The sequence below is a fragment of the Roseateles sp. genome (assembly GCF_039929605.1).
Taxonomy (GTDB): domain Bacteria; phylum Pseudomonadota; class Gammaproteobacteria; order Burkholderiales; family Burkholderiaceae_C; genus Pelomonas.
This window is the reverse complement of the sequence record NZ_JBDSQX010000088.1, coordinates 1-10653: the sequence shown is the minus strand read 5'-3', so window position 1 is coordinate 10653 and position 10653 is coordinate 1. Positions and strand designations below refer to the sequence as shown.

Here is a 10653-nt window from a genome sequence, read left to right as displayed (position 1 = left end):
CGGACGGCTTCGCCGCCCGCTGAGCTTTCACGTTGGGCCTCGCCGAAGCCATGAGCGAGATCGAACGGATTCTTACCACTGGCGCGTCAGCGCGGGACGAAGGCGTGGCCGGCGTTCTCCCTCGCGAAGTTGAGGATGCGGAGGCCGCACTTGGTTTTACCTTCCCCGCGAGCTATCGCGAGTTCATCGCGCTTGGTGGTCTTGCGGAGCTTCGGTTTAGGCACCGCGCATTAGCGCCGAGCGAGATCGTGGAAAACCAGCGGTATGTGGACGGCGAAAGGCTCGTAGTTTTCGCCGACAACGGAAGTGGCGATTTTTACTGCTGGACCCGATCAGAGACCGGGGAGCCGCCCGTGTTCTTCTCCGATCATGAAACCAGAGCCTGCACGCCAGCGGCGGTATCGTTCACGGCTTGGCTTGCAGAGAATCGGTTCTAGCAGTGATGCCCAACCATTCATTGCAGCGGACCTGCGCCAGCTACGCTGGCTGGTCCGCTGAATTCAAACGTTGGGCAGCAACTTGAAGCAGCTGGCGCAAAGCGAATGGTCATGGACACTCTACGAATCGGAGGGCGGTCATTTGCTCCTTTCCGTCGTATGCGGCACGGTGGGCATCTTCGAAGTCGAACATCGGTTGTCGGCCGAGGAGCAGCGAAGCTACGTAAGCGGCGGGGTGTCAACGCTCGAACCCATTGCGCAGCGGGTCCGATCACATCCGGAGGCATACCGTGCATAGCCCTGCCAGAGTTGCGGCCCAACCTTTTGCTGCAGCGGACGGCTTCGCCGCCCGCTGAGCTTTCACGTTAGAGCCCAGTTCACATGAAGCCGGAACTCCAACCCAACAAGATCGTCGTGCTGTCTGGCTCCGGCGTCAGCGCGGAAAGCGGGTTGCCGACGTTCCGCGATTCCGACGGCCTGTGGAAAACGTACTCGTGGCAGGAGGTGGCGAGCCCCGAGGGTTGGAAGCTCCGTCCCGAAGCGGTCTTGGATTTCTACAACGAGAGAAGGCTCAAGGCTTGGCAAGCCAGTCCAAACGCGGCACATCTGGCAATTGCATCGCTCGAAGCGGCGTACGAAGTTGTTGTCATCACACAAAACGTCGACGAGCTTCATGAGCGTGCTGGCTCCCGAAATGTGATCCACGTGCACGGACAGCTTGCTTACGCACGCGGAACCTCTGAGGCGCGCAAACGCTATCGAATCGATGGCTCACCGATCACGATGGGTCAACTGTGTGAGGACGGAACGCAACTGCGACCAGACATTGTTTGGTTCGGGGAAGAGGTGGAGTTCTTCGAAGTAGCTCGCCATCACGTTGCCACTGCGACACGAGTCCTTGTGGTCGGAACATCGCTGTCGGTTTTTCCGGTCGCCTCGCTGGTCAAGGTCGCACGAGGTCGGGCCGAAAAAGTTCTCGTTGCGTTTGAAGTCGAGAAGCGACCTTACGGCTATTCGTTTTTGCAGGGCAAGGCCACTGAGGTTCTGCCGGGGCTGGCGGGCCGCTGGCTGCGGGAAGCCGCGGAGCACACCCATGCATAGGGCTCGCACCGTGGGCTCTAACTGGTCGCTGCAGCGGACGGCTGCGCCGTCCGCTGAGCTTCAACGTTAAGGCGCTTCGACTCATCGGAATTTCATGTCTCAGTTCGCACAACACTACGAACGTCTTCACGACGAGGCTCTCATCGAACTCGCGCTACGGCAGGAATTGGTGCCCGAGGCCACTGCTGCGCTTCACGCCGAGTTGCAGAAGCGCGGCATCAACGATCTCTCTGCGCACGCTCAAGTGCGACAGCGCGAGGCAATTTCTGAAGACGCTCATCGGCGCCAGCAAATTTCTCACCGCGGGAAGGTCACCAAGTGGCGAACAAAGTTCCTGTATGCGATGGCTGTGGTCTGCGTTGGATACGGCGTTTTCCGCATCCTCGTGCCAAATGTTGATCGCCCCGGTGACGATGGCGGCATCATGCTTGTCCTCGGGGTAGGCATCTACTTGTTTGCGCTCCTATCGTCTCGGCTTTCACGACTCTGGAGTGAGCGCGTTTTGCATCGGCCACCAGCGCCTTAACCCTTTGCTGCAGCGGACGGCTTCGCCGTCCGCTGAGCGCACACGTTAGGCCGCACAAACACTTCTCGCAGAGTTCCGAAGCTATGCAGCAAATCGCACAAGTCGGTCCTTGGGAATTCGACTTTCCGGATGGATGGGTATCGAAGAGCAACGAATCTTCGGCCTCCTACTTTGAAAACCTGGAAGGCTCCAAGGGTCTGTATGTCAAGGACATACAGGTTCAAGAACCCTACGAAACTTCGCTTCAACTCTCTCAGTACATCCAAGAAGTTCACGAACGCGGGTTCACCGAGACTACGACCAACGACTGGGAAATAGTCGATGCCCGAAGCAAGTCAGACTTTCACCTGACTCGCTCCGCACTCGATCTAATCGACACGAAGGCCAACTACCGCGTCCTCTCTCTGGTTGTTTGTGACCACAGAACCGCGATACAACTTACATTTCACGATTACTGGTGCTCAGACTACGAAGCCACACGCTCAGCATTCAACGAAATCGAGAACTCAATCGCGCAGGTGCCGAGTGCGGCCTAACCCAATACCGTTAATTTAGATGACAAACGCCCCACCCGGCCGACCCTTTGACCACGCCTTGCGCAGGCGGGTTCGGCCCGGTGGCGCTACGAGCATTGGCCCGGCAGGCTGGGGCGTGGGATCGATGGGCACCCGTCGCGGCGCGCCCCACTGAAACGCCATGTGCCGCGAGTTTCGTCGTTTGACCATGCGCGGTGAACTTCGGTTGAGGGTGCGACTGGCGCGCAACGTGGCGCTGACCTCAAGCAGTGCCCGGAACCACCGCGCCCGCTTTCTCGGACGCTGTGGGGGGAAAGGCCCCGGACAGGGGCTGCTGCTGGCGGATCAGTTGAAGGTGCCCGACAAACGACAAGTCCTCGTGCGGTATTCGGTATCGCGCCGCGCCCTGGTGCAGCAGCCAGCGCACGGTGTAGTGCATCAGCACCCAGCCGAAGAACTCCTGACGCACCAGCTCTGGCGTGCGGCTGCGCAGCACGCGACGGTTCTGCACCAGGTGCGTCTTCAGTTCGTCGTAGATCGACTCCATCGCCCAGCGGCGGTGGTACAGCGTGGCCAGTTCCAGCAGCGGCGCCGCCTCGTCGTCCAACAGCGTGGTCATCAGCCGGTAGTGCGACTGGCTGTCCGGCATGTTGGGCAGGATGTAGTCGATGACCCGAACCTGGATCGCCCGGGCCTTCGCCTCCGCGACGCTGACGCCGGTAGGCCGGATGGTGCTGAGGTAGCTGCCGTCGGCCAGCATCTTCTCGACCGGCAGATTGCGCGTGACGCCACAGCGCCACAGCAGTTGCGCGCCGGTGGCGCGGGCCTGCTCCCAGTGCTCGAAGCCGTTGAACCCACGGTCGGCCAGGCACAGCATGTCTGGGGTCAAGCGCTCCAGCAGCGATTGGCACAGCGACCATTCGCCGCTGCCATACGGCCCCAGGTTGGCGCCCAGGATGGCGTGGGAGGCGCACTCGGCCAACAGAACGCAGCGCGCCTGCGGGTAGCCGGCCTGGCCTTGTCGCCCGCCGGGGCGACCGAACTCCTGCTCGATCGCCGGGTCGTCGGCCAACTCGAACGTGCTGCCATCGAACGCGACGAGCCGCAGCCCCCGGTAGAAGCCTGCCGGATGCACCGCAGGATCGGCCAGTGGCACGCAGCACCGCGCGACCAGATCGGCCAGCGGCTGCGATCCGATGCGCGAGCGCAGCAAGCTGATCGCCACTTTGCTGACAGCGGCGGGCTGAGGGGCTCCGGCTTCCCATGCCAGCCCCTGCGACACGGCCGAAAACACGGCCTCGTAGGAAGCCTCGGGGTACAGGCTGAGCGCCATCACGTAGTACACGCCGGCCACCGCCGGGAACGCCCGAATACGCCGACTGTTGCGGCCGTGCGCGTCGAGCACCTCGTGCACGATCTCCGGGGGAACCACCCGCGCCATCAGACTGGCACTCAAAAAATCGGCCAGCCGTGCGCCGGTACCCAATCCCGCCTTGGTTCGAGCCATGCATCGCCTCCGTTGGAAGACGGGAGGCAATCATACGCTCAAGTGGCTAAGTTAACGGTATTGCGGCCTAACCCTTCTACAGGGACTTCCCAGTAAATCAAGCGGTTTCGTGTTCGATGTTTTCGATACTCGCCTTTGCTGTTTTCCTCAAGACTTGAATTCGATGTGATGCAGCGCCACAGAGAACAGACTGCACATCTACAGGCGGCCTTGTTGCACTCGTTGTCGGTGCGGGCCCAGATACCAACCGCTCAGCAGGGCTCCATTCATTCGCCGCCGTCGCCACCATGGGCGCGGCACAGGGTTAGTCGAGCTTGCCTGCTGCCGGTCTGACCTGTGTGATGCATCTTCGAACGCACGTCTTCGGGAAGAACTTGTTGGTTTTGGGAATGGGATTTCAGATCGGCGTCGCGACCGGTATTACCGGTACCTCACCGGGTTTGATCGACACGTAATTCGGATCGAACTGCCGCCCCTTGGCCAGCAGCGCCCAGACGATGCGCGCGTTCTTGTTGGCCAGCGCGACCACGGCCTTCTGCCAGCCCACCCGGGCCAGCAACTGCACCAGCCACTGCGAGATCTTGTCCGAGCGTTTGTGCGCCGTCATCACCGCCGACTTGGCGCCCTGGATCAGCAGCGTGCGCACGTAGTCGTCGCCGCGCTTGGTGATGCGCCCGAGTTGCGTCTTGCCGCCGCTGGAGTTCTGCCGGGGCACCAGGCCCAGCCACGAGCCGAACTGAGCGCCGTTCTTGAACTGCTTGAAGTCGCCCACCGTGGCGACCAGCGCCGAGGCGGTCACCGGGCCGATGCCGCTGAGCTGCGCCGCCGCCTTGGCTTGCTCGTCCGAACGCACATGCGCGGCGATGCGTTCGTCGCAACTGGCGATGTGGCACTCCAGTTCGACCCAGTGCAGCCGGGCCTCCTGCAGCGCCAGGCGCGCGATGCCGGGCAGCTCGTTGCTCGCGTCTTCGAGCACGTCGGCCAGGCCCAGGCGCAGCGCGTCAGGGCTTTGCGCGAAGACGATGCCGAACTCGGTCAGCAAGCCGCGAATGCGGTTGATGCAGGCGGTGCGGTCTTCCTTGTAGCCCTCGCGCAGGCGGTGGATGGCGAGCAGGGCTTGCTGGGCGGGGGTCTTCACCGGCACGAAGCGCATGTGCGGCCGGCCAGCGGCTTCGCAGATCGCGGCGGCATCGGCCGCGTCGTTCTTGCCGCCTTTGCCTGCCATGCGGTAGGGCGTGACGAAGTGGCCGGCGATCAGGCGCGCATCCAGCCCGTAGCCACGCAGCTTGCGCGCCCAGTGGTGGGCGCCGCCGCAGGCCTCCATGGCGACCAGACAGCCAGCAGGCAGTTGCACGCACCAGGCGGCGAACTTGTCGGCGGGCAGGGCCTTGGCGACGACCACGCGGCCGGTGGCGTTGATGGCGTGGACCTGGATGACGCGCTTGGCCAGATCGACGCCGACTCGGGTAATCTCGTTCATGGGCTTCCCCTTTCACATTGGCTGCAGATTGATGACTTCGAACACCATCAATCTTGGCGCCTCGACGCCGTTTGCCGGAAGGTGGGAAGTCCCTTCGTATTCCATCGAGCGGACTCGCTCCGGCAGCGCAGGCTTGGCCTTCATTTCATTCTGGGCCAAGCCCGCGCTGCCTCCGCGAGCCGCTCATGTCAAACGTTAGGGCTCACAAGAATGAGGTTCCGATCTTTCGCCACCGGGTTCATCGCGCTCAGCGGTATCGCATCCGCCGCGCCCCCGCCAATCCTGGAACGTACCGCCGCAACAATCTGCGCGGTGGAAAGCAAAGCTGCAATTGGCGAGTGGCGGCCGACTCGCGCTCAAATAAGAGTGCTAGAGAATTCGTTGGGCGTTTACTTCGCGAAGCTTCCCGGAGCTGAGACGAACCTTCCAGCGCCCAATCTCGTTTACGCGCGGCAGTACAGCGGCGTTGTTCGGGAAGGAAAAAGACTTATTGCCGGCCGCTTCTATCCCGCAGGAGAACCAATTCCGCGCTTTGCCAAGACAGGAGCGTGCTGGGTCACGGCTGATGGCGGAAACCGCTACTGGGATGTGTACTTTGATCCTAAAACTCTACAAGTCATTGGCCATGGCGTGAATGGTGTGGCATGAGCCCTAACCCTGCCTTGCAGCGGACCTGCGCCAGCTACGCTGGCTGGTCCGCAGAAGTGGAGCGTTGAGCGGCAGCTTTCTGGAAGCTTGGTAGCCCGGTGCCTACGTCTGCTTCGGGCACGAAGCCGTCGTCCATGACGGTGGGCGCTATGACTGCCACGGGTCGGGAGGGTGAGCCCTCCCGTCAAGAACCGGTCGCTAAGGCCTGGCGCCACGGTGCGGCCGCTCTCGGTGCTGGCCGGGAGCGGGTAGTCCCGGCCAGAAGCCGCCATCGCTGGCTGCGGCCGTCAAGGTGTGTTCGGCGTAAGCGTGTCGCCACGGCCCTTTTGACTGGAAGTCAGGGGCAGCCCTCGGCTGCTACCCAGCGTCTGCTAGCCCCTGAACGTCGCCTTCGCGCTCCACCAGCGCCAGCCATCGATCCAACTCTTCCCGGCTGGCACTGAGGATTCGCGGCGCGAGCGTCCGGTCATTGGCCTTGGCCAACATGTTGTGTAGCCCGAGATATGCAACCAGCGAGTAGTGCATGGCGGCCAACAGCCCGTCGCGCTGCTCGGGATTCCGCCGTGCATGACTGTTCAGCTCTTCGATGGCATTGGCCAGCTTCCCCCCAACATAGCTCAGGGGAACGCCCTCCCGAGCTTGCTGAATCGTGTACGCGGCGCCGTTTGAGCTGAGTGGGAGGTCTTCGTTCATTTCATCTCGATGTGAGCTTGCAGACAGTATCAGGCGTCAGACGTCGAGCAAATGGCGCAGCAGCTCGAACCCAACTCGCCAGTTGCGCCCGTCCATGGCTTGCAAGGTCGCAGTGCGACGGTTGACGCGGGTGACGATGCCGACCAGAGCTACGCCTTTGCCGTCGTCGAAGGTGACCTTGTCGCCAACCTTGAAGGCCGCCGTTGCCGTCTGCGCGGCAGGCTCCGGCGGCGGCTCGTAGGGCTGCACTCCTGGCTCGCTGCTGAGGCCGTCGATGGCAACGTACGGGATCTTCCAGGTCCGGCGCACGTCTTCTTCAAGCACGGTCGCCTGCTTGTCATGGCGCGCGATGAGCTTGCCATGCCGAACTTGTCCGGTGCGGTAGTCGATGAACTGCACGGCCTGGCCCAGGTGCAGCTGCATGCGCGCCGCCATCTCGCGTTTGGGGTCGTCCAGCAGCACACCGATGAGCGCGCGCATCTGGTACAGCTGCATGCTCGGTGCGTCTTGCAGTGCCTCGACCATGCGTAAGGCGATGTCTTCTTCAGCCATAGATGAATGTTGCCAGGGCCGCGGCCCCATCCCTCACGCGAATTCGGTCAGGCCGGCGGTGCCGGCTGAAGTTTGCGGCGGCCCGTTCCCGAGCCCGGGGACAAGCAGGCAGTTTCCTTCACGCTGCGCGTGAACGGCCTGCTTGGCGAACTGGCCGGTTCTGATCGGCTGCGCTGCGCGCTGACCCGGCCAGATCGCCACCCCGGTCACCCGCCACGCCCGAAGCCGGGCCGCTGAAGTCGGGCTGCAAGCCAGCGATCAGCGGCTCGACCGTCGCGCCAGTCGCTGCGCTTGGTGTCACGCCGGCCGCAGAGCCGCCGCTGCTCGGGTCTGGGCGGCGTCTTCGCTGCAACCGCTGGGCCAGCCGAGCTGGCACATCGGCTGCGGCGCTGCGCAGCCGTGGGGTAGGGCAGCCTGTGCGCCAGTCGTCCCACCGCGCTCCCCCCAGCTGCGCCCCCGTCCCTTTGTGAGGGGGACTTGTGGGGGGATCTTCAAGCGGTGGGCCGGGAAACCGGCGCACTGCTTCGGCTGCCGGGTTCTGAACATCCATCCCCAACCCCTTCCCGCCGGAAGGGGCCATGCCCACCCCCCGCCCGCCCGTGGGCGGGTGCGAGGAAGTCCGAGCGAGAGGATCAGTTGTCAGGGAACCTGGAACGGGGCCCGGCTGGTCTCTCGTTTGGAGATCATCATGGCCACCTCTACCCTGGACATGCTCACGCGTTACGCCGCCTGCGCTCAGACCGCCACCGCCAAGGGCGAGCGGGCGTTCGCTCGATTGCTCAAGCTGGCGGAAGGCAGCGACTCGGGACAGACTCGCCGCGTCGCCGCCTTCATCGCTTCGACGTTCAACGGCCGGACCTTCCCGCTGGACGTGTTTGAACTGCGCGCAGTGGATGTCGGCATCAGCGACGACATGCTGTGCTGCCTCGACGCGCTGCGTTGGGCCCGGGCAGATCTCTACACACTGGTGCCGAACGGCGAGGCTCGGGTGCGGGCAATCATCCAGCGTGTGCGCCAGCGCGTCACGGAACGCGAGACCGTTCAAGCATCTGGCGCGCAGTAGTCCGAGATCGAGCGATCCACGCGACGCGCGAACTCGGCCGCCAGGCGCACGGCGCAGCGTGTGCCCTCGTCGGCTCGGCCGGCTGCGATATTGGCATCGGCCTGGCGCAGGACCGTCAGCAACGCGCTGGCCGCTTCCGCGATCTCCGTGGCTTCGCGTCCGAGCGAGATGGTCAGACGAAGGATGTCGAGGAGCCGGGCGGCGTCGGTGAGCTTGGCGCTCAGCTGGCGCTGCCATGGCTTGGTCTTGCCGATGCTGGACTGCATCGCTTGCAACAGCGCGTCGAGATCCCCGATTGCTTTGGCGGTGGCCGCCAGCGCGGAGGAGCGTTCGGGGTCGTCGGAGTCGGTCTGCATCGTGGCTGGGAGGGCGGCGGGACGATTCTGCCCAATCCGCCAGAGGGCACCGCAGACCCTTGTCACCGCATCACCGCCACACGCCGGACATCACCACCCATGTGCACAAGGACGCCACAATCGCCGTCGCCGCATGGGTCAGCCAGTGATCCCAGGGGCGCGCCTGCTGCCGCACGATTTCCTGCACCTGCAGGAGCGGTGCCACGAGCGCACGCAATGCGGGGCTCAGCTCTGCGACGAAGAGCTTGCGAGCAGCCTCCTCCATCGCCCCGATGTGAAGGTCAATGGACTGACGCGTCGCCTGGCCGGTGTGCTGGGCAATGAACTTGACTGCATTGGTCTTCACGGTCTCGCCAGTCGCGACCATCTGGGCCTCAAGCTTGGACACCTGGACCGCGAGCTTGCGATGGGCGGCCGCTGCATCAATCTGGCCGGCCTCGAGCGCAGGGAGGAGCAAGTCCACCCGGTCTAGCACGTCGACCAATTCGGCGATGGCCTCGATGAGCAGGGCTTCGCGGCCGGTCACGGGCGGGTTCATTGCGCTTCTCCGGTGACCATCGACATGCCGGCCGAGTCGGCGGCTTTCGGCAACTGCAGCGCCGCGAAGCACCGGTCGAGTTCGACCAGGACGCTGCCGGCGAGCCGCCGCGTGGCAAGCTTCTGGCCAAGCGCCATCTTCTCGGCCGGGCTCTGCGCACGAGTGATCAGGCGCTTGTAGTCGGTCGGGTCCTGCGACAGCGCGAGAAGGTCGGTGCTCAGGCCGCGAACGCGGGCGTAGATCTCGTTCCGGCGCAGCGCGCATTCGGGGTTGGCGATGGCCAGCGGGTGTTCGTGCAGGAAGCCCAGCACCAGGTAGAAGGCCTGCTCCACGGTGACGCCCAGCTCCATGGTGTTGAACACGAGCCGCATCCGCTCGGGAGGTACCCCCAGGCGGGCCAGGTCGACCAGCGTGGCGATGGTGTCCTGCTGCTGCTTGGGATCGGGCACCGTGGGCACGATGAAGCAGTCGAAGTCCTCATGGCTGCCGCCGTACTGCGCCATCAGGTCCATGAGGTCGTCCACCGTGCTGGCGCCGATGTCGACGACGGCACTGTCGATCGAGAGCAGGTATTCCTGCAACATGGCGAACTGGTCCCCGCGCAGCGACGCCTGGCCCTCGGTGCCGGCGTTGATGGTCTCCACGGCGATGTACTCCCCGCCGGGGATGCGCGGCAGCAGCAGGTGGCGCGCGAGCGTGGTCTTGCCCACGTTGCCGGAGAAGTTGATGACGGCGAGTTTCATGGGTTCTCCTTTGCGCGCATGAGGGGGTTGCTGCTCTTCGCCTGGGCATAGGTCGCGGCGGCGTCCTTGCCCGAGGCCGGAAGACCGAGGAAGGCTGGTGAGACGCCGTTCGGGGGCGGGGCGGCCACCTGAGTCGGCGCGAGCGTCTGGGAAGGCGCCGATGCCAGCTGTGTGGGCGGTACGGGGCGCATGGCCTCCCGGCGCACCGTGCTGATGCTGACCGTGACACCGATGGCGGCCAGCGCCTGCTGAATCGCTTCCAGCGTGTAGCCCTGGGCGCGAAGGCCAACGATCTGCGGGAGGTAGTGACGGGCCTTGCGGGTGAGACGTCCCGGGACTTCAGTTGGCTGGAGCGTCGCGATGCCCATCGGCGCCACGCCCGCTCGCTGCACTGCCGGTCTCTGTTCACCCGTTGCCGGTGAATGTTCGGTGTCTGTTCGCATTTGCCGCTCCGCGTTCGGACAGGCATCGCAACGTGCGGTCTGCGTTCACAA

At 64.1% G+C, this 10653-nt stretch carries 15 protein-coding genes; 6 read left to right on the top strand and 9 right to left on the bottom strand.

The features are described 5' to 3' along the window. Window positions 1–32 precede the first annotated feature (32 nt). From ABIS05_RS12090 to ABIS05_RS12075, 4 genes are all read left to right on the top strand, one after another. Window positions 33–437, top strand: coding sequence for an SMI1/KNR4 family protein (locus tag ABIS05_RS12090; RefSeq protein ID WP_348010801.1), 405 nt, complete (start codon window positions 33–35; stop codon window positions 435–437). A 381-nt stretch (window positions 438–818) separates the two neighbouring features. After that, the gene (locus ABIS05_RS12085; protein ID WP_348010800.1) at window positions 819–1538 is read left to right on the top strand and encodes a Sir2 family NAD-dependent protein deacetylase; all 720 of its coding nucleotides are present in this window, start codon (window positions 819–821) and stop codon (window positions 1536–1538) included. A gap of 94 nt (window positions 1539–1632) precedes the next feature. Then, the gene (locus tag ABIS05_RS12080) at window positions 1633–2064 is read left to right on the top strand and encodes a hypothetical protein (protein ID WP_348010799.1); all 432 of its coding nucleotides are present in this window, start codon (window positions 1633–1635) and stop codon (window positions 2062–2064) included. Between the two features lie 83 nt (window positions 2065–2147). Beyond that, complete coding sequence (locus tag ABIS05_RS12075) at window positions 2148–2600, top strand: hypothetical protein (RefSeq protein ID WP_348010798.1); 453 nt, start codon at window positions 2148–2150, stop codon at window positions 2598–2600. A 241-nt stretch (window positions 2601–2841) separates the two neighbouring features. On the opposite strand, the gene ABIS05_RS12070 is transcribed toward ABIS05_RS12075, so the two are convergent. The 3 genes from ABIS05_RS12070 to ABIS05_RS12060 form a co-directional block, all read right to left on the bottom strand. Next, complete coding sequence (locus tag ABIS05_RS12070; RefSeq protein ID WP_348010797.1) at window positions 2842–4086, bottom strand: IS4 family transposase; 1245 nt, start codon at window positions 4084–4086, stop codon at window positions 2842–2844. Between the two features lie 397 nt (window positions 4087–4483). Continuing rightward, entirely contained in the window at window positions 4484–5566 is a 1083-nt protein-coding gene (locus ABIS05_RS12065; RefSeq protein WP_348010796.1) for an IS110 family transposase, read from the bottom strand. A gap of 12 nt (window positions 5567–5578) precedes the next feature. Continuing rightward, window positions 5579–5710 (bottom strand): hypothetical protein, encoded by a 132-nt coding sequence (locus ABIS05_RS12060; RefSeq protein WP_348063263.1) that lies wholly within the window; start codon window positions 5708–5710, stop codon window positions 5579–5581. Between the two features lie 66 nt (window positions 5711–5776). On the opposite strand from ABIS05_RS12060, the gene ABIS05_RS12055 reads away from it, so the two are divergent. After that, a complete protein-coding gene (locus ABIS05_RS12055; protein WP_348010794.1) occupies window positions 5777–6214 on the top strand; it encodes a hypothetical protein in 438 nt (145 codons plus the stop codon). A gap of 357 nt (window positions 6215–6571) precedes the next feature. Here ABIS05_RS12055 and ABIS05_RS12050 read toward each other — a convergent pair whose 3' ends face one another. Beyond that, a complete protein-coding gene (locus ABIS05_RS12050; RefSeq protein WP_348010793.1) occupies window positions 6572–6907 on the bottom strand; it encodes a hypothetical protein in 336 nt (111 codons plus the stop codon). 36 nt (window positions 6908–6943) lie between these two features. After that, the gene (locus ABIS05_RS12045) at window positions 6944–7459 is read right to left on the bottom strand and encodes a hypothetical protein (protein WP_348010792.1); all 516 of its coding nucleotides are present in this window, start codon (window positions 7457–7459) and stop codon (window positions 6944–6946) included. 688 nt (window positions 7460–8147) lie between these two features. On the opposite strand from ABIS05_RS12045, the gene ABIS05_RS12040 reads away from it, so the two are divergent. Further along, entirely contained in the window at window positions 8148–8522 is a 375-nt protein-coding gene (locus ABIS05_RS12040; protein ID WP_348010791.1) for a hypothetical protein, read from the top strand. Here the strand turns inward: ABIS05_RS12040 and ABIS05_RS12035 are convergent. The 4 genes from ABIS05_RS12035 to ABIS05_RS12020 form a co-directional block, all read right to left on the bottom strand. Next, window positions 8501–8878 (bottom strand): hypothetical protein, encoded by a 378-nt coding sequence (locus ABIS05_RS12035; protein ID WP_348010790.1) that lies wholly within the window; start codon window positions 8876–8878, stop codon window positions 8501–8503. The genes ABIS05_RS12040 and ABIS05_RS12035 overlap by 22 nt on opposite strands. A gap of 70 nt (window positions 8879–8948) precedes the next feature. Further along, window positions 8949–9416 (bottom strand): hypothetical protein, encoded by a 468-nt coding sequence (locus tag ABIS05_RS12030; RefSeq protein WP_348010789.1) that lies wholly within the window; start codon window positions 9414–9416, stop codon window positions 8949–8951. Next, a complete protein-coding gene (gene stbB / locus ABIS05_RS12025) occupies window positions 9413–10159 on the bottom strand; it encodes a StbB family protein (RefSeq protein ID WP_348010788.1) in 747 nt (248 codons plus the stop codon). Before stbB ends, ABIS05_RS12030 begins: the two co-directional genes overlap by 4 nt. Beyond that, the gene (locus ABIS05_RS12020; protein ID WP_348010787.1) at window positions 10156–10602 is read right to left on the bottom strand and encodes a hypothetical protein; all 447 of its coding nucleotides are present in this window, start codon (window positions 10600–10602) and stop codon (window positions 10156–10158) included. The genes stbB and ABIS05_RS12020 overlap by 4 nt, the downstream gene beginning before the upstream one ends. Between the last annotated feature and the right edge of the window lie 51 nt (window positions 10603–10653).

Excerpts from the sequence above, each read along its gene's own strand:
- ABIS05_RS12065 (WP_348010796.1), bottom strand. The coding sequence starts at position 5,566 with ATGAACGAGATTACCCGAGTCGGCGTCGATCTGGCCAAGCGCGTCATC.
- ABIS05_RS12055 (WP_348010794.1), top strand. The coding sequence starts at position 5,777 with ATGAGGTTCCGATCTTTCGCCACCGGGTTCATCGCGCTCAGCGGTATC.
- ABIS05_RS12085 (WP_348010800.1), top strand. The coding sequence starts at position 819 with ATGAAGCCGGAACTCCAACCCAACAAGATCGTCGTGCTGTCTGGCTCC.
- ABIS05_RS12045 (WP_348010792.1), bottom strand. The coding sequence starts at position 7,459 with ATGGCTGAAGAAGACATCGCCTTACGCATGGTCGAGGCACTGCAAGAC.
- ABIS05_RS12060 (WP_348063263.1), bottom strand. The coding sequence starts at position 5,710 with ATGAAGGCCAAGCCTGCGCTGCCGGAGCGAGTCCGCTCGATGGAATAC.
- ABIS05_RS12020 (WP_348010787.1), bottom strand. The coding sequence starts at position 10,602 with ATGCGAACAGACACCGAACATTCACCGGCAACGGGTGAACAGAGACCG.
- ABIS05_RS12080 (WP_348010799.1), top strand. The coding sequence starts at position 1,633 with ATGTCTCAGTTCGCACAACACTACGAACGTCTTCACGACGAGGCTCTC.
- ABIS05_RS12050 (WP_348010793.1), bottom strand. The coding sequence starts at position 6,907 with ATGAACGAAGACCTCCCACTCAGCTCAAACGGCGCCGCGTACACGATT.
- ABIS05_RS12075 (WP_348010798.1), top strand. The coding sequence starts at position 2,148 with ATGCAGCAAATCGCACAAGTCGGTCCTTGGGAATTCGACTTTCCGGAT.
- stbB (WP_348010788.1), bottom strand. The coding sequence starts at position 10,159 with ATGAAACTCGCCGTCATCAACTTCTCCGGCAACGTGGGCAAGACCACG.
- ABIS05_RS12040 (WP_348010791.1), top strand. The coding sequence starts at position 8,148 with ATGGCCACCTCTACCCTGGACATGCTCACGCGTTACGCCGCCTGCGCT.
- ABIS05_RS12070 (WP_348010797.1), bottom strand. The coding sequence starts at position 4,086 with ATGGCTCGAACCAAGGCGGGATTGGGTACCGGCGCACGGCTGGCCGAT.
- ABIS05_RS12030 (WP_348010789.1), bottom strand. The coding sequence starts at position 9,416 with ATGAACCCGCCCGTGACCGGCCGCGAAGCCCTGCTCATCGAGGCCATC.
- ABIS05_RS12035 (WP_348010790.1), bottom strand. The coding sequence starts at position 8,878 with ATGCAGACCGACTCCGACGACCCCGAACGCTCCTCCGCGCTGGCGGCC.